Source organism: Pseudomonas sp. B611, from assembly GCF_055407965.1.
In genome coordinates, this window is sequence record NZ_JBUZST010000008.1 from 14,824 (window position 1) to 40,354 (window position 25,531).

Sequence of the window (25,531 nt, forward strand, 5' to 3'; positions counted from 1 at the left end):
GCTTATCCAGAGGACACTGGAATGACACAGGCAATTGCTTCGCCCGCGGTTCACGACCTGATCGGTATCGGTTTCGGCCCTTCGAACCTGGCGCTGGCCATCGCCCTCCAGGAGCGCGAAAAAGCCCAGGGCAAACTGGACGTGCTGTTTCTCGACAAACAAGCCGACTACCGCTGGCACGGCAATACCCTGGTGACCCAGAGTGAACTGCAGATTTCGTTCCTCAAGGACCTGGTAACCCTGCGCAACCCCACCAGCCCGTATTCCTTCGTCAATTACCTGAAAACCCACGACCGCCTGGTGGATTTCATCAACCTGGGCACCTTTTATCCGTGCCGCATGGAGTACAACGACTACCTGCGTTGGGTCGCCGGGCAGTTCCAGGCCCAGGCGCATTACGGCGAGGAAGTGCTGGCCATCGAGCCGATCCTGCATCAACAGCAGGTTGAAGCGCTGCGCGTGATCTCCCGCGATGCGCTGGGCGAGCAGCATGTGCGCACCACCCGTTCGGTGGTGGTCAGCGCCGGTGGCACGCCGCGCATTCCCGAGGCGTTCAAGGCGCTCAAGGGCGATAGCCGCGTGTTCCACCACTCCCAATACCTGGAACGCATGGCCCAGCAGCCGTGCGTCGACGGCAAGGCGATGCGCATCGCGATCATCGGCGGTGGGCAGAGCGCGGCCGAGGCGTTTATCGACCTCAACGACAGCTTCCCGTCGGTGCAAGTCGACATGATCCTGCGCGGTTCGGCGCTCAAGCCTGCGGATGACAGCCCGTTCGTCAACGAAGTGTTCTCGCCGGCCTTTACCGACCTGGTGTTCCAGCAAGTCGGCGCCGAGCGTGAGCGCCTGGTGGCCGAATACCAGAACACCAACTATTCAGTGGTGGACCTGGATCTGATCGAACGCATCTACGGCATCTTCTATCGCCAGAAGGTCTCCGGTATCGCGCGCCAGGCATTCCGCACCATGACCGTGGTGGAGAAGGCTACGCCAGGCCCGCTGGGCATCGAACTGGTGCTGCGCAACAACGCCAACGGCGAAACCAGTGTCAGCCATTACGACGCGGTGATCCTCGCCACCGGCTACGAGCGCCAGACCCACCGCGCCCTGCTGGCACCGCTGGAAGCCTATATGGGCGACTTCGAAGTGGCGCGCGATTACCGCATCGTCACCGACGAGCGTTGCAAGGCTGGTATCTACATCCAGGGTTTCAGCCAGGCCAGCCATGGTTTGAGCGATACCTTGCTGTCGGTGCTGCCGATTCGCGCGGATGAGATTGCGGCGTCGCTGTATGAGCATGACCGCAGCCGTGGCAAGAGCCGTTCGGCGCAGGACCTGTTGCTCGCTACTGCGAGCTGACAAGCTGCACTTGTGACAGGGTGGGCTGGCTGATACTGTACAAAAAACCAGTATCGGTAGCCCTCCATGCAGTTGATCGAAAAACTCAGCATCCTTGCCGACGCCGCCAAGTACGACGCGTCCTGCGCCAGCAGCGGCGCGCCCAAGCGCAGCTCCGAGGGCAAGGCCGGGCTGGGCTCCACCGATGGCATGGGCATTTGCCACAGCTACACACCGGACGGGCGCTGCGTGTCGTTGCTCAAGGTGCTGCTCACCAACTTCTGTCTCTACGACTGCCAATACTGCGTCAACCGCCGCTCCAGCGACGTGCCCCGTGCACGCTTCAGCCCGGAGGAGGTGGTCAGCCTGACCCTGGATTTCTACCGGCGCAATTGCGTCAGCGGGCTGTTTCTCAGCTCCGGCATCATCCGCTCGTCCGACTACACCATGGAACAGTTGGTGCGCGTGGCCAAGCTGCTGCGTGAAGAGCATGACTTTCGCGGCTATATCCACCTCAAGACCATTCCCGATGCCGACCCGGCGCTGATTGCCGAGGCCGGGCGCTATGCCGATCGCCTGAGCGTGAACATCGAGTTGCCGACCGAGGCCAGCTTGCAGACCCTGGCCCCGGAAAAGAAGATCGTGTCGATCAAGCAGGCCATGCAGACCATCTACACCGGCGAGCAAACGGTGCGCAATGAGCCCCGTGCGCCGCGTTTCGCCCCGGCCGGGCAGAGTACGCAACTGATCGTGGGTGCCGACGACACCGATGACAGCACCATTCTCCACGGTGCCGAGGCGTTGTATGGCAGTTTCAAGCTGCGCCGCGTGTACTACTCGGCGTTCAGCCCCATTCCCAACAGCCCGAAAAGCGTGCCGCTCGCCGCGCCGCCGCTGATGCGCGAGCACCGCTTGTACCAGGCGGACTTCCTGTTGCGCAGCTATGGCTTCAGCGCCAATGAACTGTTCGCCGGCCCCGGTCACCTGGCGTTGGATATCGACCCCAAGCTGGCCTGGGCGCTGGAACACCGCGACGTATTCCCCCTGGACCTGAACCGCGCCGAACCGACCCTGATCGCCCGCATCCCCGGCATCGGCCTGCGCACCACCCAGCGCCTGGTAGACCTGCGCCGCGAACGCAAGATCCGCTTCGAAGACCTCGCACGCATGCGCTGCGTGCTGGCCAAGGCCAAGCCGTTTTTCATCACCAGCGACTACCACCCGCAGCAGGCAGAGCGCACCAGCGTGCTGTTGCGTGAGCAACTGCGTGACCGCCCGCAACCGCAGCAAATGGGGTTGTGGGGATGATCAGCCTGGAATGCGACAACCTTTTCAGCACCTGGCGCGAACAGGCCCGCTGGTTGCTCAGCCATCAGGTCGACCCCAGCCAGGTGAGCTGGGGCGAGGTCGAGGTGGCGGACCTGTTTGCTACCGATGTGTCGATCCCTGAAGGGCTGGGGCCGTTCCAGACGCGGGTGCCCAAGGCGCTGCTGGAATTACTGGAGTCGGCAGCCTGTTACCACGGCGAGCAGCGCTGGAGCCTGTTGTATGAAGTGCTGTGGCGCGTCAGTCATGGCGACCGTACGGCGATGTTGGCGGGGGACAAGTTGGGCAGCGAGTTGCAGCGGCGAATCAAGCAGGTACACCGCGAGGCGCACCATCTGCATGCGTTTGTGCGTTTTGTTGCGCTACCGGCTGAGGCCGGCCCTGAGCTGCCGGAGTATGTGGCTTGGCATGAGCCGGCCCACGATATCTTGAAGTCAGCCAGCCAGCATTTTGTCGGGCGCATGGGCCGCCATCGCTGGATGATCGCCACCCCGCTGGATGGGGTGTATTACGACGGTGAGCAGCTTGTTCATCAGCGCGAATGCCCTGAGGCATGGCGGCGGTTGGCGCAGAACGTCGAAGATCCCCACAGCGAGATGTGGTTGACCTACTACAGCCACATCTTCAACCCGGCGCGGTTGAATCCCAAGGTGATGGAAGGGCATTTGCCGAGCCGGTTCTGGAAGAACCTGCCGGAGGGCAAGTTGATCCCGGGGTTGATCAGCGAGGCGCGGACGGGGAAGCAGAAGGATGGGCAGGCGAAGTTGATTGGGGCCAAGCCCGGCAAAAGAATTGCGAACCCGATCAATGTGGGAGCTGGCTTGCCTGCTCCCACATGATCGTTCCCACGCTCTGCGTGGGAATGCCGCCCTGGACGCTCCGCGTCCGCTCTGAAAGGGTGACGCGGAGCGTCACTGGATGCATTCCCACGCGGAGCGTGGGAACGATCGCGTGGGAACGATCATCTACGCCAGCTCTGTGGCGGTGTTCTTGACGACCGCCAACTCCGGGTGCGCCACCAACTTATCAATATGCAACTCGTCATTGTTCAACCAGGTCTCCGTCAGCACCCGGTAATGCTCCATGTCCCGGCAACGCATGCGCAGGCTGTAGTCAAACGGCCCGCTGATCAGCTGGCATTCGAACACCTGCGGGCAGGCTTTGACGCAGGCTTCAAAGGCCTTTTGCGCCGAGCGCCCGCTTTGGTTGGACAAGGCCACCAGCACCAGCAGCGACAACCCCGGCGAGACCATCTGCACATCGATGATCGCCCCGTACCCACGAATCACCCCGCGTCGCTCCAGCTTGCGCACCCGCTCCAGGCAGGGCCTGGGGGTGAGGTGCACCAGCGACGAGAGCTTTTCGTAGGTGATACGCCCCTGGTGGCGCAACACTTCGATGATGGCTTCATCGATGCGATCCAGCGCAGGGGAGGAATGGGGTCCGTTGGCCTTGGTATCCATGGGTTTCACTTCAGACGGTTGGAAAGAAATTGCTGCAAGCGCTCGCTGTTGGGATGGTCAAGGATCTCGGCACCGCCTTGTTCCTCGACCCGGCCCTGATGCAAGAACAGCACTTGGCTGGACACCTGGCGGGCAAAGCCCATCTCGTGGGTGACCATCAGCATGGTACGACCTTCCTCGGCCAACGTCTGTATGACTTTGAGGACTTCTCCTACAAGTTCAGGGTCAAGGGCGGAGGTCGGTTCATCGAACAGGATGATCTCCGGTTCCATGGCCAGGGCGCGGGCAATGGCCACGCGTTGTTGTTGGCCACCGGACAGGAACGCGGGGTACTGATCGGCCACGCGGCCCGGCAGGCCGACCTTGTCCAGGTACAGGCGGGCGCGTTGTTCCGCCTCGGCGGCGCTGACGCCCAACACCCGGCGCGGGGCCATGGTGATGTTTTCCAGCACGGTCATGTGGCTCCACAGGTTGAAGTGCTGGAACACCATGGCCAGGCGTGTGCGCAGGTTTTGCAGTTGGGCCTGGTGCGGCGCGCGGGTGCCGGCGCGGCCGGGCTGCATTTCGATGCTGATGCCGTCGAGGGTGATGACCCCGGCGTCCGGTTGTTCGAGAAAATTGATGCAACGCAGCATCGTGCTTTTGCCCGAGCCGCTGGCGCCGATCAGGCTGATCACATCGCCATTGCGTGCATTCACGGACACGCCCTTGAGCACTTCGTGGTCGCCATAGCGTTTGTGGATGCCTTCGACTTGCAGCTTGACGGCGGCGGTGCTGGTTTTGGCAGCAGGTACATCAATGGGGTATGCGGCCAGGGCCTGCGCGGACTGATTCATGGGTTAGCCTCGGGTAGGAACAAGAAAACGCATCCAGCGACGTTCGGCCAGTCGGAACAGGCCCACCAGTGCAAAGGACAGCAGCATGTACAGCAGGGCGGCGATGCCAAACGCCTGGAACGTGAGGAACGTCTCGGCATTCGCGTCGCGGGCCACCTTGAGGATATCGGCGACGGTGGCGGTAAACGCCAGGGAGGTGGCGTGCAGCATCAGGATCATTTCATTGCTGTAGGCCGGCAATGCGCGGCGCAGGGCCGCTGGCACCACGACGAACAGGTTCAACCGCCAGCCGTGCAGGCCGTAGGCGCGGGCCGCTTCGATTTCGCCGTGGGGAATATTGCGGATCGCCCCGGCGAAGATCTCCACGGTGTAGGCGCAGGTGTTCAGCACAAAGGCCAGCAGGGTGCAGTTCAGCGCGTTGCGGAAAAACTGGTTGAGCAGGGCGTTGTCCTGCACCACCTCGAGGCTGTACAGCCCGGTGTAGCAAATCAGCAGTTGGATATACAGTGGCGTGCCACGGAACAGGTAGGTGTAGACCTCCACCGGCCAGCGCAACCAGAAGTGCTCGGACACCCGCGCCAGCGCCAACGGGATCGACAGGCAAAACCCAAGCACCACCGAAATGATGAACAGCCACAACGTCATGGCCACGCCGGACAAACCTGCGCCATCGCTGAACAGGTAGGCCAGGCCGTATTGCTGGAACAGTTCGATCATCGCGCCATCCCCTTGATGCCGAGGTTGTAGCGCCGTTCGAGGCGCTTGAAGATGCGGTTGGAGAGGGTGGTGATCACCAGGTACACCAGGCCCGCGAGGATCAGGAAATACAGCGGCTCGTTGGTGGTCTTGCCGGCGTTCTGCGCGGCCTTGACCAGGTCCGACAGGCCGATGATCGACACCAGCGCGGTGGACTTGAGCAGCACCAGCCAGTTATTGCCCAGGCCCGGCAAGGCAAAGCGCATCAGTTGCGGGAACAGCACCAGGTGGAAACGCTGCCAGCGGCTCAGGCCGTAGGCGGTGGCTGCCTCCAGTTGGCCGGCCGGTACGCTGAGGATCGCGCCACGGAAGTTCTCGGTGAAATACGCGCCGTAGATAAACCCCAGGGTCACCACCCCGGCGGTGAACGGGTCGATTTCAAAGTAGTCCCAGCCGGCCATTTCGCTGAGGTCGTTGAGCCACAGCTGCAGGCTGTAGAAAATCAGCAGGATCAGCACCAGGTCCGGCACGCTGCGGATCAGCGTGGTGTACAAGGTGGCCGGCACCCGCAGCCATTTCGCGCGGGAGAGCTTGGCACCGGCGGCGATCAGGCCCAGGACGAGGCTCAGGGCGAGAGCGAGGAACGACAGCTTGAGCGTCATCCACGCGCCTTGGGCGAGCATGGGGCCGTAGCCCTGCAAATTCAGGAATTCGTTCATGGGAGGGTTTCTCTTAAGAGCGCAGACATACCCCTGTGGGAGGGGGCTTGCTGTGGCGAGGGAGCTTGCTCCCGCTCGACAGCGCAGCTGGAGCCGGCTTTTTTGGGGGCGCTTCGCACCCCAGCGGGATCAAGCTCCCTCGCCACAAAAGCCCGCTCCCACAGGGTCGGTGTTGGCTTACTCGTTGTAGATGTCCTGATCGCCGAAGTATTTCTTCTGGATCTCGGCATACGTGCCATCCGCTTGCACGGCCGCGATACCTTTGTTGATCAGCGCACGCAGTTCCTGGTCGTTCTTGCGCAGGCCCATGGCGATGTCCAATGGCAAAGTCGGGTCCTTGAACGCCGGGCCGGTCTTGAAGTCGGCGCCTTCAGGTTTGGACAGGAAGTTGAGCTGTGCTTCGAGCTTGTCGGTCAGGGTCGCGTCGAGGCGGCCGTTTTGCAGGTCGGCGTAGTTCTGGTCCTGGGACTGGTACGCCTTGATCTGCGCGCCGAGCTTGGCCAGGTGTGCACGGGCGTAGGCTTCTTGCAGCGAACCTTGCAGCACGCCGACTTGCTTGCCTTTCAACGATTCCGGGGTGTCGCCGAAGTCGGCGCTCTTGCGGGTGATTACCGAGGTTGGGCTGAGGAACAGGCGGTCGGTAAAGTCGATGATCTTTTCGCGGGCCGGGGTTACGGCCATGGACGACATGATGGCGTCGAACTTGCGCGCGCGCAGGGCCGGGATCATGCCGTCGAATTCGTTGTGGACCCAGGTGCATTTGACTTCGAGCTTGGCGCAGATGGCGTTGCCCAGTTCGATGTCGAAACCTTGCAGGCTGCCGTCGGCGGCCACGGATTCGAAGGGCGGGTATTCGGGGAAGACGCCGAAGCGGATTTCTTTCCACTCCTGGGCGTGGGCCGCAGTGGCGCACAGTGGCAACAGCAACGCAGCGAAGAGTGATCGCAGTGGAGTCATGGTGTAGTCCCTATATTTTGTAATTGATGTCAGGGCAGTCAATGAGCTGTAACAAATCGTTCTTGTTGGCGGAGAGAATGCTTCAAGGTGGTGCGTTTTTTGTGTCGTTTACCCCTCGCATAAAGCGCAAATTGCGCTGTTAAATCGGGCAATGCAGCGGAATCGGCTGCAAGACCCGCTGAATCGGCTTTTCATCCCTGCAAACCTGGCCCACCGCCGACGCAAAGCGGCAGGCCAGAGCGGTCTCAGGCGCGCTTTTTCTGCTGTGCGACGGGCTGTGCCAGGCGCGCGAACAGGTCTTTCGGGTCGGCCAGGTCCGGCACCAGGTCCAGTGTGCTGCCGACGTCGAGGGCCTTGGCCACATCCAGTACGTAGCGCAGGGCCGAGTAGTCTTCGATGGCAAAACCCACCGAGTCGAACAGCGTGACCTGGCGCGCATTTTCGCGGCCGGGCCGTTGGCCGTTGATCACTTGCCACAGCTCGGTCACCGGCGAATCTTCCGGCATGTGCTGGATTTCACCTTCGATACGGCTTTGCGGCTCGTACTCGACGATCACGCGGGCACGCTCGACGATACGTCGGTCCAGCTCGGTCTTGCCGGGGCAGTCGCCGCCGACGGCGTTGAGGTGCATGCCCGGCTCGATCATCTCGTCGGTGAGGATGGTCGCGTAGGCCTTGTCGGCGGTGACGGTGGTGACGATGTCCGCGCCTTTCACTGCGTCAGCCACGCTGCTGGCCAAAATCACCTTGATCGCCGGGAACGCCTTGAGGTTGACCGCCAGCTTGGCGGTGGCCTTGGCGTCGATGTCGAACAGGCGGATTTCATTGATGCCGAGCATGGCGTGGAAGGCCAGGGCCTGGAATTCACTCTGCGAGCCGTTGCCGATCAGCGCCATGCTGCGGCTGTTGTCGCGGGCCAGGTAGCGCGCCACCAGCGCCGAAGTGGCGGCGGTGCGGATCGCGGTGGTCAGGGTCATTTCAGCCAGCAGCACAGGTTTGCCGGTGTCCACGTCGCCCAGCGCACCAAAGGCCATCACGGTGAGCATGCCGGCCTGGGTGTTTTTCGGGTGGCCGTTGACGTACTTGAAGGCGTACAGCGCGGCGTCGGACACCGGCATCAACTCGATTACACCGTCCGGTGAGTGGTTGGCCAGGCGCGCACATTTTTCGAAGTCCTGCCAGCGCAGGTAGTCGGCGCGGATGTACTCGGCCATCTCGCTGATGCAGGTTTGCAGGCCTTTTTGCGAGACCAGGTAGCTGAGGTCGTTGACGTCGATGTAACGGGTCATGGCAAGACTCCTTATTGAAATGAGGGACGGGCGGGCAGATGCACTTCTGCCAACATGCAGCGGGCACTGCCGCCGCCGATGCGTTCGATGTTGTCGATGTTCACCACCACCGGCCGCGTGTGGCGCTCTACATGGGCGCGTTGTGCCGGTTGCAAGGCGCCCCAGGCACTGGCCGACATCACCAGCAGCGGCTGGCCGTCGCGGTCGTGGACTTCAAGCATGTTGCCGGCGAAGGCTTCCAGCTGATCGAAGTCGAGGGCGAGGATGTCTTTGCCGGTATCGCGCAGGGAGCGCTCCAGGGTCAGGCGCTCGCCCTCGTCGGGCAGGGATTGCAGGCACACCACCGAGAGGTCGCGGCCGACGCTCATCATCACGTTGCTGTGGTAGATCGGCGCGTGATGGCGGTCCACGGCGTGGAACACACAGAGCTGGTAGTCGAGGCGCTCGGCGAACTGGCGCAGGGCGTCGTGGTGGGTGCGCCCGGAGTGGCAGGCGTAGCTGATGCGGTGTTGGCGGTCGAGCACCATGCTGCCGGTGCCTTCGAGGAAGATGTTCTGTTGTTCCAGGTGGCTGAGGTCGATGGTGCTGTGGATCGCGAAGCGTTGCTCCAGCACTTGCAGCACGCCTTTGTTGCGCTCCAGCCGGCGGTTCTGGCCTTCCATCGGGTACAGCACCAGGCTGCCGTCGGCGTGGCTGCTCCACCAGTTGTTGGGGAAGATCGAGTCGGGGGTATGGGGCGCCAGGGTGTCCTGTACCACCAGCACTTCCACGCCGTGCTGGCGCAGGGTCTCGACATAACCGTCGAACTCTTCCAGCGCTTTCTGCTGCGCGCTGAGCGGATCGAGGGGCTGGCGTTGGAAGCGGTTGTTGATGGCAGTGTCCGGGTTGAAGGCAAAGCGCGCCGGGCGAATCATCAAGACGGTGTTGGTGGTTTGCATGGGTGCACGAATCCATGAGGTTGAGCAGTGCGGCTATTTTGTGGGTTGTGCGGGGTGAATCCCGGCTGAAACGAGGGGGCGGCTCAGCCGGGAAAGCTGAAAAGTGCAGTGGCGCAGCCAAATCGGCTGCGGGAGTGAAATGCAATCCAATGTGGGAGCTGGCTTGCCTGCGATAGCGGTATATCAGCAACAGATGCTTTGCCTGACAGACCGCTATCGCAGGCAAGCCAGCTCCCACATTAGTATGGGGGTGGTTTTTGATCTCTGTTCTCAGCAAGGAGCCCTGCATGCCTACCGCCGTTCGTCTCGCCCAACCCGCCGATGCCGAAGGCATCAGCCAGGTCATCCTGGCTGCCCTGCACAGCAGCAACGCGAAGGATTACCCGGCAGACGTGATCGCCCGGGTTGCGGGCAACTTCACCCCCGATGCGGTACTGGCCCTGCTGACACGTCGGGTGGTACTGGTGGCGGTGCAGGACGACGTCATCGTCGCCACGGCAGCGCTGGATGCCAACGTGGTGCGCTCGGTGTTCGTCAACCCGGCGCTGCAAGGGCAGGGCATTGGCCGGCTGCTGATGATCGAGATTGAACTGCGTGCCCGCCAAGCCGGCGTGACGGTGTTGAGCGTGCCGTCTTCACTGACGGCCGAGCCGTTCTATACCGCGCTGGGGTTTCACACGGTGCGCGACGTCTACCACGGCAATGAACGGACCTTGGTGATGGAGAAGACGCTACTGTCCCGCCATCCCATCGGGTTGTACCGCGATCGTCAGCACCGGGCGCAAGTGGTGGGGTTGTGGCAACAGGCCTTTGGTTATGACACGGCGCATAACTCACCGGCCCTGGCGATTGATAAAAAGCTGGCGGTCAACGACGGGCTGTTTTTTGTCGCGACGGATAAAAAGACCGTGGTCGGCACGATTCTCGCGGGGTACGACGGGCATCGTGGCTGGCTGTATTCAGTCGCGGTACACGCCGACTATCGGCGCCATGGCTTGGGTTCTTCGCTGGTACGCCATGCGGAACAGGCGTTGACTGCGCTGGGTTGCATGAAGATCAACCTGCAGATCACCAGTGGCAATGATGCTGTGACGGGGTTTTACGAGGCGTTGGGGTATGGCGTGGAGCCGCGGATCAGTATGGGCAAGAAGATTGTGGAAAACATCCCCTGAAAACACCGGAGATCAAATGTGGGAGCGGGCTTGCTCGCGAATGCGGTGTGTCAGTATCAGCTGTATTGACTGACACACCGCATTCGCGAGCAAGCCCGCTCCCACATAAGCCCACTCCACATTCAGTTATGTGGTGTTGCGGTCAGACCTTGACGATCCAACCCTCTGGCGCTTCAACATCACCGGTCTGCACGCCGGTCAGCTCTTTATAGAGCTTCTGGGTAATCGGACCCACTTCGGTTTCGCTGTGGAACACATGCAGCTTGCCGTTGTACTGGATGCCGCCAATCGGCGAGATCACTGCCGCAGTACCGCAGGCGCCGGCTTCCTTGAACTGGTCCAGCTTGTCGATGAACACTTCGCCCTCGACCACGTCCAGGCCCAGTCGGGACTTGGCCAGTTCGATCAGCGACAGGCGGGTGATGCCTGGCAGTACCGAAGGCGATTTCGGCGTGATGAACTGGTTGTCGTGGGTGATACCGAAGAAGTTGGCCGAACCGACTTCTTCGATTTTCGAGTGGGTCATCGGGTCCAGGTAGATCGCATCGGCAAAACCGGCTTTCTTCGCTTCCGAACCTGGCATCAGGCTGGCGGCGTAGTTGCCACCGACCTTGGCGGCACCGGTGCCTTGTGGCGCGGCGCGGTCGAAGGTGGAGATCTGGAAGTTGTGTGGCACCAGGCCGCCCTTGAAGTAGGCACCAACCGGGATGCAGAACACCGAGAAGATGAACTCCGGCGCGGTACGCACGCCGATGTTGTCACCGGTGCCGATCACGAACGGGCGCAGGTACAGCGCGCCGCCGCTGCCGTACGGCGGGATGAACCGCTCGTTGGCCTTGACCACTTGCTTGCAGGCGTCGATGAACACGTCGGTCGGTACATGGGGCATCAGCAGGCGCGCGCAGCTGCGTTGCATGCGGGCGGCGTTCTGGTCCGGGCGGAACAGGTTGATCGAACCGTCCTTGCAACGGTAGGCCTTGAGGCCTTCGAAGCACTGCTGGCCATAGTGCAGGGCGGTGGAGCCCTCGCTGATGTGCAGCACGTTGTCGTCGGTCAGGGTGCCGTCTTGCCACTCGCCGTTTTTCCAGACCTGGAGAAACCGTTTGTCGGTTTTGATGTAGTCAAAACCCAGCTTGTCCCAATTGATGCTTTCGTTACCCATGACACCCTCTATCTTTGGTCAAGTCGGTTTTTTTCTGAATGGGCGCAACAATACTTCATTCTTGCTTTGTGTGGGAGCGGGCTTGCTCGCGAATGCGGTGTGTCAGTCGTCAGATTTATTGACTGATTCACCGCATTCGCGAGCAAGCCCGCTCCCACAGGGGGTTGCGGTCTTACAGGTGCAATGCGTGCCCCAAGGCTCTCAAAGCCGCTTCCTGCACGGCCTCGCCCAGGGTCGGATGGGCATGGATCGTCCCCGCCACATCCTCCAGGCGCGCGCCCATTTCCAGGCTCACACCAAAGGCAGTGGACAGTTCGGAAACCCCCACGCCCACCGCTTGCCAGCCGACGATCAGGTGATTGTCGCGCCGCGCCACCACCCGCACGAAGCCGGTTTTCGACTCCAGGGTCATTGCCCGGCCATTCGCCGCAAACGGGAAACTCGACACGATGCAGTCCAGCCCAGCAGCCTTGGCTTCATCCGGCGCCTTGCCGACGACGACCAGTTCCGGGTCGGTAAAGCACACGGCCGGGATCGCCGCCGGGTTGAATTCACGCTGTTGACCGCTGATCAGTTCGGCAACCATCTCGCCCTGGGCCATGGCCCGGTGCGCCAGCATCGGCTCGCCGCTCAGGTCGCCGATGGCCCACACATTGCGCATGCTGGTCTGGCAGCGGTTGTCGATCTTGATGGCCGCACCGTTCATGTCCAGGTTCAGGGCTTCGAGGTTCCAGCCCTGGGTGTTGGGTTTGCGCCCCACGGCCACCAGCACTTGGTCGGTGGCCAGTGACAGCGTGTCGCCATTTGGATCACGTACTTGCAACTTGCCATCGGCAAAGCCGGTGACGCTGTGCTTGAGGTACAGCTTCACGCCCAATTGCTTGAGGGATTCGTTCACCGGTTGCGTCAGCTCGGCGTCGTAGGCGGGCAGGATACGGTCCTGCGCCTCGACCACACTGACTTCGGCGCCGAGCTTGCGGTAGGCAATACCCAGTTCCAGGCCGATGTAACCACCACCCACCACGATCAGCCGTTTCGGCACGCGGGTCGGCGCCAGGGCTTCGGTGGACGAGATGATCGGCCCGCCAATCGGCAGCATCGGCAGGTTGACGCTGTTCGAACCGGTGGCCAGCAGCAAGTGTTCGCAGTGGATGCGCTGGTCGCCGACATCGACGGTCTTGCCGTCCACGACCTTGGCCCAGCCATGAATCACCTGCACCTTGTGCTTTTTCAGCAGCGCGGCGACGCCGGTGGTCAGGCGGTCAACAATGCCGTCTTTCCATTCCACGCTTTTGCGGATGTCCAGGGTCGGCACATCCACTTCGATGCCCAGTTGCGAACCCTGACTGTGGTGGATGGTTTGCTGGAACTGTTCGGCCACATGGATCAAGGCCTTGGACGGGATGCAGCCGATATTCAAGCAGGTGCCGCCCAGCGCCTGGCCTTCCACCAGAATGGTCGGAATGCCCAGTTGGCCGGCACGGATCGCCGCCACATAGCCGCCAGGGCCGCCGCCGATGATCAGCAGCGTGGTATTCAAAGTCTGCGACATGCCTTACTCCAGAAACAGGCTGGCGGGTTGTTCGAGCAGGCCGCGAATGGCCTGGATGAATTGCGCCGCGTCCATGCCATCGACCACGCGGTGATCGAACGAGCTGGAGAGGTTCATCATCTTTCGCACCACGATCTGGCCTTTGATCACCATCGGCCGTTCGACGATGCGGTTGACGCCGACGATGGCCACTTCCGGCAGGTTCAGCACCGGCGTGCTGACGATGCCGCCCAGGGCGCCGAGGCTGGTCAGGGTGATGGTCGAGCCCGACAGCTCGTCGCGGCTGGCCTTGCCATTGCGTGCGGCCGTGGCCAAACGCGTGATTTCTTCCGCGTTGCCCCACAGGCTGCGGGCCTCGGCGTGACGCACCACAGGCACCATCAGGCCAACGTCGCTTTGGGTGGCCACGCCCACATGCACGGCGCCGAGGCGGGTGATGACCTGGGCTTCGTCGTCGTAACGGGCGTTGATCTGTGGGAAGTCCTTAAGCGCCACCACCATGGCACGCACGATAAACGGCAGCAGGGTCAGCTTGCCGCGTGTGGCGCCGTGTTTCTCGTTGAGGTGCACGCGCAGCTCGTCGAGGGCGGTCACGTCGATTTCTTCCACGTAGCTGAAATGCGCGGCGCGGCGGGTAGCGTCCTGCATGCGCTGGGCGATCTTGCGGCGCATGCCGATCACCGGGATCTGTTCTTCGCTGTTGCGTTCGGCGTAGGGGTTGGCGGTGGAGGAAGCCTTCGCCGTGCCTTGTTGCAGGTACGCGTCGAGGTCTTCGTGGAGGATTCGACCCGCCGGGCCTGTGCCCTGGACCAGGCGCAATTGGATCCCGGCGTCCAGCGCATGCTTGCGCACGGCAGGGGAGGCCAGCGGGCGTTCGTCGGCATCACGGGCAACGGGTGCCGCTGCGGCTTTTACAACCACCGGTTTGCTTTCGACCACCGGAGCGGGCTTGGCTTCCACGACCGGTGCAGCCTTGGGCGCTTCCTTCACCACCGGCGCCTCCTTCGCATTGCCCGCACCTTCCACTTCAATGCTGATCAGAATACTGCCCACGGCCATGACTTCACCCGGCGCGCCGCCGAGGGAAATCACCTTGCCGTGCACCGGCGAGGGAATGTCCACCATCGCCTTGTCGGTCATCACATCCGCCAGCACCTGGTCTTCAACCACCAGGTCGCCGACCTTTACATGCCAGACCGACAGTTCAACTTCTGCGATGCCTTCGCCAATGTCCGGCATCTTGATAACGTGCGTGCCCATTCAGACCTCCATGACCCGTTTCAACGCCGCGCCCACACGGGACGGCCCTGGGAAATACGCCCACTCTTGCGCGTGCGGGTAGGGGGTATCCCAGCCGGTGACGCGTTCGATCGGCGCTTCCAGGTGGTGGAAGCAATGCTCTTGCACCAGCGATACCAGCTCGGCGCCAAAGCCGCAGGTACGGGTGGCTTCGTGCACCACCACGCAACGGCCGGTCTTTTTCACCGACTTGACGATGGTTTCCAGGTCCAGCGGCCACAGGCTGCGCAGGTCGATGACCTCGGCGTCGATGCCGGTTTCTTCGGCGGCGACTTGCGACACATACACGGTGGTGCCGTAGGTCAGCACGGTGACGGCCGAACCCGGGCGCACGATGGCGGCCACGTCCAGTGGCACGGTGTAGTAACCGTCCGGTACTTGCGCTTGCGGGTGTTTCGACCACGGGGTTACCGGACGGTCGTGGTGACCGTCGAACGGGCCGTTGTACAGGCGTTTTGGCTCGAGGAAGATCACCGGGTCATCGTTTTCGATGGAGGCGATCAGCAAACCTTTGGCGTCATAAGGGTTGGACGGCATCACCGTGCGCAGCCCGCAGACCTGGGTGAACACCGCTTCGATGCTCTGGCTGTGGGTCTGGCCGCCGTAGATGCCGCCGCCGCAGGGCATGCGCATGGTCAGTGGTGCGGTGAACTGCCCGGCCGAGCGATAACGCAGGCGCGCGGCTTCGGAGATGATCTGGTCGGTGGCGGGGTAGACGTAGTCGGCGAACTGGATCTCGGCCACCGGGCGCAGGCCATAGGCCCCCATGCCCACGGCCACGCCGATAATCCCGCTTTCGGAAATGGGCGCGTCAAACACCCGCGAGCTGCCGTACTTGGTCTGCAAGCCTTCGGTGCAACGGAACACGCCGCCGAAGTAACCGACGTCCTGGCCGAACACCACCACGTTGTCGTCACGTTCGAGCATCACATCCATGGCCGAGCGCAGGGCCTGGATCATGGTCATGGTGGTGGTGGTCATGGCGGTTTCCACTTCAATGCTGTTGTTGTGATCGTTCATGTCAGATCCCCAACTCTTGACGCTGGCGCTTCAAGTGCTCCGGCATCTCTTTGTAGACGTCTTCGAACATGGTCGCGGCGCTTGGAATCTGGCCGCCGGCAAGGGTGCCGTACTGTTCGGCTTCTTTTTGCGCCGCGATGACCTCGGCTTCAAGCTCGGCACTGACTGCCGCGTGTTCCTCTTCGGACCACTGGCCAATCTTGATCAGGTGCTGCTTGAGTCGGGTGATCGGGTCGCCGAGGGGGAAGTGGCTCCAGTCATCGGCGGGGCGGTATTTCGACGGATCATCAGACGTTGAGTGCGGGCCGGCACGATAGGTGACCCACTCGATCAGCGTTGGCCCCAGGTTGCGGCGTGCCCGTTCGGCGGCCCAGGCGGAGGCAGCGTACACCGCGATAAAGTCGTTGCCGTCCACACGCAGGGAGGCGATGCCGCAACCCACGCCGCGTCCGGCGAAGGTGGTGGCTTCACCGCCAGCGATGGCCTGGAAGGTGGAGATGGCCCACTGGTTGTTGACCACGTTGAGGATCACCGGCGCGCGGTACACGTGGGCGAAGGTGAGGGCGGTGTGGAAGTCGGATTCGGCGGTGGCGCCATCGCCGATCCAGGCGGATGCGATCTTGGTGTCACCCTTGATCGCCGAGGCCATGCCCCAGCCCACACCCTGTACGAATTGGGTGGCGAGGTTGCCGGAAATGGTGAAGAAACCCGCGTCCTTGACCGAATACATGATCGGCAACTGGCGGCCCTTGAGCGGGTCACGCTCGTTGGACAGCAACTGGCAGATCAGATCCACCAGCGGCACTTCGCGGGCCATCAGGATGCTTTGCTGGCGGTAGGTGGGGAAGCACATGTCGTCGATGTTCAAGGCCAGGGCCTGGGCGCTGCCGATGGCTTCTTCACCAAGGCTTTGCATGTAGAACGACATTTTTTTCTGACGCTGGGCGACCACCATGCGGTTGTCGAAGATGCGCGTCTTGAGCATCGCACGCATGCCTTTGCGCAGGATCTCTACCGGGACGCCTTCAGCCCATGGGCCGAGGGCCTGGCCCTGGTCGTCGAGCACGCGGATCAGGCCCTTGGCCAGGTCGGCGGTGTCGGCGGGTTCTACGTCGATGGCGGGTTTGCGCACCAGGCCGGCGTCGGTCAGGCGCAGGTAGGTAAAGTCGGTCTTGCAGCCTGGGCGTCCCGAGGGTTCAGGGACGTGCAGGCGCAGTGGTTCGTACTGCTGGGTCATGGCTTTCTACGCTCTATCTTGTGAATTTCTTGTAGTGGGCGCGCTAGCTGACAGTCAGACCCCGGGTAGGGGAAATCTTGTCCTACAACAATCATAGGCGGGGCGTAGAAGAATATTTATCTGTGTTTCGTTGCACTCACGACCATTTGCGGATAAAAAAACTGCATAAACATAATAAACAGGTGATTTTGTCTCATGCGCAAACTGGACCGTACCGATATTGGCATTCTCAACGCCTTGCAGGAGAACGCCCGCATTACCAACGCCGACCTGGCGCGTTCGGTGAACCTGTCGCCCACGCCGTGTTTCAACCGGGTGAAGGCGATGGAAGAGTTGGGCTTGATTCGCGAGCAAGTCACCCTGCTGGACGCGGATTTACTGGGGCTGCACGTCAACGTGTTCATCCACGTCAGCCTGGAAAAGCAGAATGAGCTGGCGTTGCAGCAGTTCGAAAGCGCGATTTCCGACCGCCCGGAAGTGATGGAGTGCTACCTGATGGCCGGTGACCCGGACTACCTGATCCGGGTGCTGGTGCCGACGATCCAGTCGCTGGAGCGCTTCATGATGGACTTTTTGACCAAGGTGCCGGGGGTGGCGAATATTCGGTCGAGTTTTGCTTTGAAGCAGGTGCGCTATAAAACCGCGTTGCCTTTACCCGCTAATGGCATAAACCTCGGTACCTGACCCAACACACCTCCCACTGTGAAATGCTGGCCCCTGTGGGAGCAGGCAAGCCAGCTCCCACAGGGTTATGCATTTCAAAGTTGGTTAAGGGGGATCTTCAGGTACACCACGCCATTGTCCTCCGGCGGCGGCATATTTCCTGCCCGCACATTCACCTGGATCGCCGGCAGCAACAGTGTCGGCATGCCCAGCCCGGCATCCCGAGTGGTGCGCATCGTGACAAACGCCGCCTCATCCACCCCGTCATGCACATGAATATTCCCCGCCCGCTGCTCCGCCACAGTCGTCAGGCATTTCGCCTCACGCCCCTCGGGCGGGTAGTCATGGCACACATACAACTCAGTCTCCGGCGGAAAACTCAGCAACTTGCGCATCGACGCATACAACTGCCGCGCATCCCCACCCGGGAAGTCACAGCGAGCCGTGCCCACGTCCGGCATGAACAGGGTGTCACCCACCAGGATCAGCCGGTCATCCACCAGATAGGCCATGTCCGCGGGCGTATGCCCCGGCACATGCAGGGCCTGGGCCTTGATGTTGCCGATGTAGAAAACCTCGTCCGGCGCAAACAAGTGGTCGAACTGCGAGCCATCCACGCGAAATTCCGGCTCCAGGTTGAACAGGTTCTTGAACACGTCCTGCACGGTGCTGATGGACTGGCCAATGGCGATCTTGCCGCCCAGGGTGCGGCGCAAATACGGTGCGGCGGACAAGTGGTCGGCGTGGGCATGGGTTTCCAGCAACCATTGCACCTGCAGGCGGTGTTCGCGCACGTAGGCGATCACCTGGTCGGCCTGGCGGGTGTCGGTGCGCCCGGAGGCCGGGTCGTAGTTGAGCACCGAATCGATAATGGCGCAGGGGCCGTCATCGGCTTCATGCAGGACATAGGTGTAGGTCGACGACGCCTCGTCCAGAAAGGCTTTGATCAACGCTGACATGACGGTGGTCCTTGGTATAGACGTGATTTCCACATAGGCTTGCGAGCTTAAGTGAAAAAAACGGTCCGAGGCAAAGGATCGCAATGCGGGATGTGACGCCACGCGGCAGCATCCGGCCTAAGGTGGATTGAATGTTGTTGGCAAGTGTTCTGGGGTTATTGATGGGGTTGGTGATGGGCCTGACCGGCGCGGGCGGTGGCATCCTTGGGGTGCCCGCGCTGGTGTTGGGGTTGGGCCTGAGCATGACCCAGGCCGCGCCGGTGTCGCTGCTGGCCGTTGGTGCGGCGGCTGCGGTGGGCGCGCTCGACGGCTTGCGCCATGGCCTGGTGCGTTACCGAGCCGCGTTGTTGATCGCCTTGTTGGGCGCGTTATGTTCGCCGGTGGGGGTGTTTTTCGCCCACCAATTACCGGAGGCCGTGCTGATGGGCCTGTTCAGCGCGCTGATGGTACTGGTGGCCTGGCGCATGTTGCAGCGTGAAAAACACCAGGCCGGGCCGAGTGACCATGGCACCGCGTCCTGGGGCCAGAAGAACTGCATGCTCGACCAGCAGACCGGGCGCCTGACCTGGACCGCCAAATGCAGCGCCACCCTGGCCGCCCTCGGCGCGGTCACTGGCGCGGTGTCCGGCCTGCTCGGCGTGGGCGGCGGCTTCCTGATCGTGCCGGCGTTCAAGCAACTCACCGACGTGCAGATGCGCGGCATCGTCGCCACCTCGCTGATGGTGGTCAGCCTGCTGTCGTTGATCGGCGTGGCCGGTGCGTTCCATGCCGGGGTCACCATCGAACCTGTGGGCTGGGTGTTTGTCGGTGCGAGCATCGTCGGCATGCTCGCCGGCCGGCGCTTGAGTTCGGTGATCCCCGCACGGTACTTGCAGGTCGGTTTTGCCAGCCTGTGTGTACTGGTGGCTGTCGGTATGTTGGCCAAGGCCGGTCTTACGCACTAAGTGCCGGGCCTGGCTTACACCGAACTTGGCGGGCACCCGTGGTCCGCCCAAAGCAGCCTGAAACCACGGCCAAGGCAGCGTATGCCGGGGCCTGGCGCCTTTTGATAATCGCCTCCGACATCAAGTCCCCGTTGCGGAGCGCGCCATGCATAAGAATAAGAATGTCCCCCTGCGTCTGTTGCCAGCCTTTATCGTCGGTCTCGGCATGAGCCCGTTCGCCGACGCCGAAATCATGCTGTACGACAAGGATGAAACCACCTTTTCCACCGACGGCTACATCAACGCCTTCTACGTCAACAGCGACGTGGACCGCGCCGGCGACCAGTACGACCGCCGCCAATCCCGCGTGAAGATGGGCTTCTTGCCCAACTACCTGGGCTTCAACATGACCAAGCAGGTCGACGACCTCAAGCTCGGCGCCCGTGCCTCGTTCTGGGTGACCATCAACGACAGCGAAACCAACGGCACCGACACCGCCATCGACGTGCGCCAGTTCTACGGCACCGTGGCCAATAAAGAATGGGGCGAAGTGCTGATCGGCAAGGACTTTGGCCTGTTCGCCCGCTCCAACATCCTGCTCGATGAACTGCTCGCCGGGTATGGCCAGGTCAGCGACAGCCTCGGCCTGGTGGATGGCGGCGGTGTGTCGTTCGGCAATATCGGCAGCGGCTACCCGTACCCGTTCCCCACGTCGCAGATCACCTACCGCACCCCGGTGATGGACGGCCTGCGCGTCGCCGTCGGCATCATGGACCCAGTGGACACCAACGACAGCAGCGCCCTGGGCAAGGCCTACCAGAAGAACCCGCGCACCGAGAGCGAGATCACCTACCAGTTCGACGTGGGCGGGGCGAAGATCTACAGCTGGCTCAACGGCAGCTACCAGACCTCGGACAACACCGATTCCAACGTCGCCAGCGTCACCTCCAAGGGCCTGGGCTACGGCGTACAGGCGAAGATGGGTGGCCTGTCGTTGACCGGCTCGGGTTTCCAGGCCAAGGGCATCAACCCGTTTTTCACCAACAACGCCGGCGAAGCCACCCTGCGCAATGTCGACAGCAACGGCTACCTGGTGCAAGGCTCGTACAAACTCGGCAAGAACCGCCTGGCGTTGTCCTACGGCAAGACCAAGGATGACGGCAACGGCGTGGTCGGCAGCGGCGCGGATTATGAAACCCGTGGGATTGCGCTGTTCCATGATGTGAACGACAACCTCAAACTGGTGGCGGAGTACAACCAGTTCCAGATCAAGGGGCATGACACCAGTGCGCAGAATGAAGACACGGATACCTTTGCCGTAGGTGCCGTCCTCACCTGGTAACTGATCGTTCCCACGCTCCGCGTGGGAATGAATCCTGTGACGCTCCGCGTCACTGCTTTCAAAGCGGACGCGGAGCGCCCAGGGCGGCATTCCCACGCGGAGCGTGGGAACGATCACCTCATCCCAACGCATCCCCCCACCCAGTACCCAAGTAGCATAGGGCCCACCCCTCGGCCTTCGTACACTGACGCCTTAGAGGGGGAACCAACGATGCACAACAGTGAAGGCGTAGTCAGCGCCATGTCCCAGGCCACCGATCCAGGGCAGGCCGCTGAAGAGTTGGCCCGCCAACTGCTGCATCCGTACCTGGGCTTTGTGCTGTTTTTCTGTTCCGCTGGCTACGACTTGCAGGCCCTCGGCCAGGCCTTGCAACAGTGCTTCGGCAATGTGCGCGTGGTCGGCTGCACCAGCGCCGGCGAGATCACGCCCCAAGGCTACGGGCGCAATTGCATCACCGCGATGGGCTTCAACCATGCGCACTTTTCCATCGCCACCGAATTGATCGACGAGGTCGAGCACTTCAGCCTGATCGGCGCCCAGGACATGGTCGAACGCCTGGTCGGCGGCTGTCGCAGCAACACCCTGGCGCCGATCAAGGGCAACACCTTTGCCCTGACCCTGCTCGACGGCTTGTCCAGCCGTGAAGAGATGGTGCTCGCCGCCCTCAGCGCCGCCCTTGGCGATATCCCGCACTTCGGCGGCTCGGCCGGGGACGACAATTTCCTCACCCACACCCACGTGTACTTCAACGGTGTGTTCCACAGCGGCGCGGCGGTGGTGGTACTGGTCAATACCTGGCTGGACTTCGAGGTGTTCACCACCCACCACATCCTGCCGCGCACGGAAAAACTGGTGGTGACCGGTGCCGACAGCCCGTCACGCCGGGTCTTTGAGCTCAATGCCGAACCCGCCGCCGAAGAGTACGCGCGGCACATCGGCGTGGCGGTGGCCGACCTTGACCATCGCACCTTCGCCGCCCACCCGCTGGCGGTGCGCATCCACGACCAGTACTACGTCCGCGCGATCCAGCAGGTGCATGACGACCTCAGCCTGAGTTTCTACTGCGCGGTGGAGAACGGCATTGTGCTGACCCTGATGCAACCGGGCCCGATCCTGCCCAACCTGCAAGACTTGTTCGACGGCCTGCACGCGCGCCTCGGCGACCTGTTGCTGACCATCGGCTGCGACTGCTTCCTGCGGCGCATGGAGCTGGAAGACAACGGCAATCTGGAACAGATCGGCAACTACCTGCAAGGCCAACGGGTGCTGGGTTTCAACACCTACGGAGAACAGTTCAATGGCATGCACATCAACCAGACATTCACCGGGGTCGCCATTGCCCGTGGCCGACGCTGAACTGCGTGCCCAGGTTGCCCAGTTGCAGCAGGCCAACCACAAGCTGGCGCGGATCAATGCGGCGCTGATCGAGCGCATCGAGTCCGGCATGACCCAGGGCAACAACCCGTACACCACCTTCCAGCATTCGGTGGTGCTGGCCGAGCAAGTGCGCGAACGCACCGACGCGCTGAACCAGGCGATGGCCGAACTCAAGGCCAGCAACCACCTGCTGATCAACGCGCGCCTACGCGCCGAAACCCTGCGCGGCGAACAGGCGGCCGCGCAAAAAGCCCAGGAAAGCGAACGCTGGATTCGCCTGATCACCGACAACGTGCCGGCGCTGATCGGCTACCTGAATGCCGAGCTGGTCTACGAATTCACTAACAAGGTCTACGAAGAATGGTACTGCTGGCCACGCGGCATGATGCTCGGCCAGAGCCTGCGCGAAGTGCACAGCGAGCAGCACTGCCAGCGCCTCGACGCCTACGTCGCCCGAGCGCTGGCCGGGGAGAGCGTGACCTTCGAATTTGCTGAAACCAACATCAACAACCAGGAGCGCTACATGTTGCGTTCCTATGTGCCGAACATGCTCGCCAGCGGCGAAGTGGTGGGCATCTTTGTGTTGATCCGCGACATCACCGAACGCCGCCGCACCGCCGAAGCCCTGCACCAGGCCTACCAGCACCTGGAGCAGCGCGTGGCCCAGCGCACCTCGGAACTGACCTCGCTCAACGATCAGCTGTTGCAGGAAATCGACGAGCGCCGACGCATGGAAACCCGCCTGCGCGAAGCCAAGCAGGAGGCGGAAAAAGCCAACCTGTCGAAAACCAAATTCCTTGCCGCCGTCAGCCACGACCTGCTGCAACCGCTGAACGCCGCGCGGTTGTTCACCAGCGCCCTGTTGGAGCGGCCCAACGAAACCCTGGTGCGCAACGTCAGCAACTCCCTCGACGACGTGGAAAACCTGCTGGGCACCCTGGTGGATATTTCCAAGCTGGACGCTGGCGTGATCAAGGCCGATATCGCGCCGTTTGCCCTTAGCGAACTGCTGGAAAACCTCGCCGCCGAATACACCGAACTGGCCCGCGCCGAAGGCCTGGAATTGCACTTCGTCGCCTGCTCGGCGCTGGTGCGCAGTGACATCCAGCTCTTGGCGCGCATTCTGCGCAACCTGCTCAGCAACGCCCTGCGCTACACCTACAAGGGTCGCGTGGTGCTGGGCTGCCGACGCCAGCAGCAGCGCTTGCTGATCCAGGTGTGGGACAGCGGCATGGGCATTGCCGAGGAGCGGCTGGAGGAGATTTTCCAGGAGTTCAAACGCGGCGATGTGCAGCGCCCGGACCAGGATCGCGGGCTGGGGTTGGGCCTGGCCATCGTCGAGAAAATCGCCGGGATTCTCGGTCATCGCATCAGTGTCAAATCCTGGCCGGGCAGGGGCTCGATGTTTTCCGTGGAGGTGCCCGTGAGCGCTACCGCGCCAAAGTCCCTGCCGCTGCCGTGCATGAGCGAAGCGCTGCTGGAGCGTTTACAGGGCGCACGGGTGTGGGTGCTGGATAACGACGCGGCGATCTGCGCGGGGATGCGCACGTTGCTGGAAGGTTGGGGTTGCCGGGTCACGACGGCGTTGTCGGAACAGGACCTGGCGCGGCAGGTGGACAACTACCATGCCGAGGCTGACCTGCTGATTGCCGACTACCACCTCGACGACGACCAGAACGGCGTCGACGCCGTGGCCCGTATCAATGCCCGGCGTGGCAGTGCGATTCCGGCGTTGATGATTACGGCCAACTACAGCAATGAGTTGAAGCAGCAGATTCGCGAGTTGGGGCATACGTTGATGCATAAGCCCGTGCGGCCGATGAAGCTCAAGACCGCCATGAGCCACCTGCTCGGAAAATGATCGTTCCCACGCTGATCGTTCCCACGCTCTGCGTGGGAATGCATCCCCTGACGCTCCGCGTCACAAAGCGGACGCAGAGCGTCCAGGGCGGCGTTCCCACGCGGAGCGTGGGAACGATCGAGGTCAGCGGCGCAGGTACGAGCCGAAGTCGATGTCGCCGGCACTGAGGATCGCCTGCACCCGGTTATGCACATTCAACTTGCGCAATATCGCCGACACATGGGCCTTCACCGTGGTCTCGGCAATCTCCAGCGTGTACGCAATCTGCTTGTTCGACTCGCCCTTGGTCATCCGCTCCAGCACCAGCAACTGCTTGCGCGTCAGGGCCTGCAACAGTTCCGGGGCGAAGCCTGGCGCGTCGTTCATGCGCCGTTGGTTGGGGTTTTTCTGGGTGCGGATGATGTCTGGCGGCAGGTACACGTTGCCGTTGAGGATCTGCTGGATCGCCTCGGTCATTTGCAGGCGCGGCGACGACTTGGTGATAAACCCCACGGCGCCGTAGGTGATGGCTTGCAGCACGATCTGCTTGTCCTGCTCGGCCGAGACGATCACCACCGGGATGGTCGGCGACTCGTTGCGCAGGTTGATCAGGCCATTGAGGCCGTGCATGCCGGGCATGTTCAAATCCAGCAGGATCAGGTCGAGGTCGTCGTGTTCCTGGGTCAGGGCGAGGGCGCTGTCGAGGTCGGCGGTTTCCATTACATCACTGCCGGGGAAACCGTCGCTGATCACGTTGTGGATCGCTTCGCGAAACAGCGGGTGATCGTCGGCGATCAGGATTTTGTACATGGCCGTTCACCTTCTTGTTGTGGTTTTTTATTGAAAAGGCTCGGGTGTCGCAGCCATCACTGGCAGTTTTGCCGCTTCCCATGCATCCAAGCCATCACGGTACCAATACACCGAGGTATAGCCCAGATTGGCGGCTCGTTTTACCGCGTTCCAACTCAACCAGCAATCGGAGCGGCAGTAGAAGACCAACGGGCGTGCGAGGTTGCCGCCGGTGAATTTGTACAGGTGGCGCACGAAGTAGCCTTGCCATTCCGGCGTGAGGTCGCCGTCGCCGGTATTCGCCAGCCAGTGGCTGCCGGGAAGGTTGGCGTGGGGCTGGTCTTCGATAAAGCGCCCTTGCAGCCATTGGCGCCGGTACACATCGATCAGCACCGGCGCGGGCGTCTGGTTGAGCAGGGTTTGCAGGGCCGGGGTGTCGACGATGGTCGCACCGGGCGCCTGGTCGGGCGTGGGGCTGCGGTACAGGCTGGTACGGTAGCCATCGGCGGAAAACAGTGGGGTGTCGGCCTGGGCGTTGGTCACGAGCAAGCAGAGCAACGCCAACAGGGGCAGTCGAGCGGGCAGCATGGCGGGTCAATCCTTATCGTTATGCCGCCATTACACGCCAGTCCCA

General features: G+C 62.2%; 24 protein-coding genes. 9 read left to right on the forward strand and 15 right to left on the reverse strand.

Going from position 1 to position 25,531, the window contains the following annotated elements:
* The first annotated feature begins 21 nt into the window (after positions 1-21).
* The 3 genes from ACZRMO_RS18240 (at position 22) to ACZRMO_RS18250 (ending at position 3,503) form a co-directional block, all read left to right on the forward strand.
* On the forward strand, positions 22-1,359 hold the full coding sequence (locus ACZRMO_RS18240) for a lysine N(6)-hydroxylase/L-ornithine N(5)-oxygenase family protein (RefSeq protein ID WP_463973743.1): 1,338 nt from the start codon (positions 22-24) through the stop codon (positions 1,357-1,359).
* Between the two features lie 66 nt (positions 1,360-1,425).
* Positions 1,426-2,646, forward strand: coding sequence for a putative DNA modification/repair radical SAM protein (locus tag ACZRMO_RS18245; RefSeq protein ID WP_257782113.1), 1,221 nt, complete (start codon positions 1,426-1,428; stop codon positions 2,644-2,646).
* Positions 2,643-3,503 (forward strand): TIGR03915 family putative DNA repair protein, encoded by an 861-nt coding sequence (locus ACZRMO_RS18250; RefSeq protein WP_463973744.1) that lies wholly within the window; start codon positions 2,643-2,645, stop codon positions 3,501-3,503. The genes ACZRMO_RS18245 and ACZRMO_RS18250 overlap by 4 nt, the downstream gene beginning before the upstream one ends.
* Positions 3,504-3,629: 126 nt before the next feature.
* Here the strand turns inward: ACZRMO_RS18250 and ACZRMO_RS18255 are convergent, their stop codons facing one another.
* The 7 genes from ACZRMO_RS18255 to ctlX all read right to left on the reverse strand — a co-directional run bounded on the left by ACZRMO_RS18255 (position 3,630) and on the right by ctlX (position 9,562).
* Complete coding sequence (locus tag ACZRMO_RS18255; protein ID WP_016974875.1) at positions 3,630-4,127, reverse strand: Lrp/AsnC family transcriptional regulator; 498 nt, start codon at positions 4,125-4,127, stop codon at positions 3,630-3,632.
* 5 nt (positions 4,128-4,132) lie between these two features.
* A complete protein-coding gene (locus ACZRMO_RS18260) occupies positions 4,133-4,963 on the reverse strand; it encodes an ABC transporter ATP-binding protein (protein ID WP_463973745.1) in 831 nt (276 codons plus the stop codon).
* Between the two features lie 3 nt (positions 4,964-4,966).
* Positions 4,967-5,680, reverse strand: coding sequence for an ABC transporter permease (locus tag ACZRMO_RS18265; protein WP_124529641.1), 714 nt, complete (start codon positions 5,678-5,680; stop codon positions 4,967-4,969).
* Entirely contained in the window at positions 5,677-6,378 is a 702-nt protein-coding gene (locus ACZRMO_RS18270; protein WP_305430454.1) for an ABC transporter permease, read from the reverse strand. The genes ACZRMO_RS18265 and ACZRMO_RS18270 overlap by 4 nt, the downstream gene beginning before the upstream one ends.
* A 177-nt stretch (positions 6,379-6,555) precedes the next feature.
* Positions 6,556-7,335 carry an ABC transporter substrate-binding protein gene (locus ACZRMO_RS18275; protein WP_026136619.1) on the reverse strand — a complete coding sequence of 260 codons (780 nt, stop codon included), beginning with the start codon at positions 7,333-7,335 and terminating at the stop codon, positions 6,556-6,558.
* Positions 7,336-7,580: 245 nt separating this feature from the next.
* Positions 7,581-8,624 (reverse strand): ornithine cyclodeaminase, encoded by a 1,044-nt coding sequence (locus ACZRMO_RS18280; protein WP_463973746.1) that lies wholly within the window; start codon positions 8,622-8,624, stop codon positions 7,581-7,583.
* Between the two features lie 11 nt (positions 8,625-8,635).
* Positions 8,636-9,562 carry a citrulline utilization hydrolase CtlX gene (gene ctlX / locus ACZRMO_RS18285; protein ID WP_463973747.1) on the reverse strand — a complete coding sequence of 309 codons (927 nt, stop codon included), beginning with the start codon at positions 9,560-9,562 and terminating at the stop codon, positions 8,636-8,638.
* 287 nt (positions 9,563-9,849) lie between these two features.
* Here ctlX and ACZRMO_RS18290 point away from each other — a divergent pair, with 287 nt between their 5' ends.
* Positions 9,850-10,734 (forward strand): GNAT family acetyltransferase, encoded by an 885-nt coding sequence (locus ACZRMO_RS18290; RefSeq protein WP_463973748.1) that lies wholly within the window; start codon positions 9,850-9,852, stop codon positions 10,732-10,734.
* Between the two features lie 142 nt (positions 10,735-10,876).
* Here ACZRMO_RS18290 and ACZRMO_RS18295 read toward each other — a convergent pair whose 3' ends face one another.
* The 5 genes from ACZRMO_RS18295 to ACZRMO_RS18315 form a co-directional block, all read right to left on the reverse strand.
* Positions 10,877-11,896, reverse strand: coding sequence for a branched-chain amino acid aminotransferase (locus ACZRMO_RS18295; protein ID WP_463973749.1), 1,020 nt, complete (start codon positions 11,894-11,896; stop codon positions 10,877-10,879).
* A gap of 172 nt (positions 11,897-12,068) precedes the next feature.
* A complete protein-coding gene (lpdA, locus tag ACZRMO_RS18300) occupies positions 12,069-13,448 on the reverse strand; it encodes a dihydrolipoyl dehydrogenase (RefSeq protein ID WP_463973750.1) in 1,380 nt (459 codons plus the stop codon).
* Positions 13,449-13,451: 3 nt separating this feature from the next.
* Positions 13,452-14,708, reverse strand: coding sequence for a dihydrolipoamide acetyltransferase family protein (locus ACZRMO_RS18305; protein ID WP_463973751.1), 1,257 nt, complete (start codon positions 14,706-14,708; stop codon positions 13,452-13,454).
* Complete coding sequence (locus ACZRMO_RS18310; protein WP_016978112.1) at positions 14,709-15,767, reverse strand: alpha-ketoacid dehydrogenase subunit beta; 1,059 nt, start codon at positions 15,765-15,767, stop codon at positions 14,709-14,711. It lies immediately after the preceding gene.
* 1 nt (position 15,768) lies between these two features.
* Entirely contained in the window at positions 15,769-17,004 is a 1,236-nt protein-coding gene (locus tag ACZRMO_RS18315; RefSeq protein ID WP_124529070.1) for a 3-methyl-2-oxobutanoate dehydrogenase (2-methylpropanoyl-transferring) subunit alpha, read from the reverse strand.
* A 195-nt stretch (positions 17,005-17,199) separates the two neighbouring features.
* Here ACZRMO_RS18315 and bkdR point away from each other — a divergent pair, with 195 nt between their 5' ends.
* A complete protein-coding gene (gene bkdR / locus ACZRMO_RS18320; RefSeq protein WP_017735434.1) occupies positions 17,200-17,688 on the forward strand; it encodes a Bkd operon transcriptional regulator BkdR in 489 nt (162 codons plus the stop codon).
* Between the two features lie 74 nt (positions 17,689-17,762).
* Here the strand turns inward: bkdR and ACZRMO_RS18325 are convergent, their stop codons facing one another.
* A complete protein-coding gene (locus ACZRMO_RS18325) occupies positions 17,763-18,626 on the reverse strand; it encodes an MBL fold metallo-hydrolase (RefSeq protein ID WP_463973752.1) in 864 nt (287 codons plus the stop codon).
* Positions 18,627-18,757: 131 nt separating this feature from the next.
* Here ACZRMO_RS18325 and ACZRMO_RS18330 point away from each other — a divergent pair, with 131 nt between their 5' ends.
* The 4 genes from ACZRMO_RS18330 to ACZRMO_RS18345 all read left to right on the forward strand — a co-directional run bounded on the left by ACZRMO_RS18330 (position 18,758) and on the right by ACZRMO_RS18345 (position 24,129).
* The gene (locus ACZRMO_RS18330; RefSeq protein ID WP_463973753.1) at positions 18,758-19,570 is read left to right on the forward strand and encodes a sulfite exporter TauE/SafE family protein; all 813 of its coding nucleotides are present in this window, start codon (positions 18,758-18,760) and stop codon (positions 19,568-19,570) included.
* A 145-nt stretch (positions 19,571-19,715) separates the two neighbouring features.
* Positions 19,716-20,891 carry a porin gene (locus ACZRMO_RS18335; RefSeq protein ID WP_463973754.1) on the forward strand — a complete coding sequence of 392 codons (1,176 nt, stop codon included), beginning with the start codon at positions 19,716-19,718 and terminating at the stop codon, positions 20,889-20,891.
* 210 nt (positions 20,892-21,101) lie between these two features.
* Positions 21,102-22,247, forward strand: a complete 1,146-nt coding sequence (gene nosP / locus ACZRMO_RS18340; RefSeq protein WP_463973755.1) for a nitric oxide-sensing protein NosP — start codon at positions 21,102-21,104, stop codon at positions 22,245-22,247.
* Positions 22,189-24,129: a PAS domain-containing hybrid sensor histidine kinase/response regulator gene (locus tag ACZRMO_RS18345; RefSeq protein ID WP_463973756.1), complete on the forward strand. Its 1,941-nt coding sequence runs from the start codon at positions 22,189-22,191 to the stop codon at positions 24,127-24,129. Before nosP ends, ACZRMO_RS18345 begins: the two co-directional genes overlap by 59 nt.
* A gap of 123 nt (positions 24,130-24,252) precedes the next feature.
* Here ACZRMO_RS18345 and ACZRMO_RS18350 read toward each other — a convergent pair whose 3' ends face one another.
* Together ACZRMO_RS18350 and ACZRMO_RS18355 are read right to left on the reverse strand one after the other, a co-directional pair.
* A complete protein-coding gene (locus ACZRMO_RS18350; RefSeq protein WP_207042744.1) occupies positions 24,253-24,918 on the reverse strand; it encodes a response regulator transcription factor in 666 nt (221 codons plus the stop codon).
* Between the two features lie 27 nt (positions 24,919-24,945).
* Positions 24,946-25,485: a PQQ-dependent catabolism-associated CXXCW motif protein gene (locus ACZRMO_RS18355; RefSeq protein WP_124529056.1), complete on the reverse strand. Its 540-nt coding sequence runs from the start codon at positions 25,483-25,485 to the stop codon at positions 24,946-24,948.
* Between the last annotated feature and the right edge of the window lie 46 nt (positions 25,486-25,531).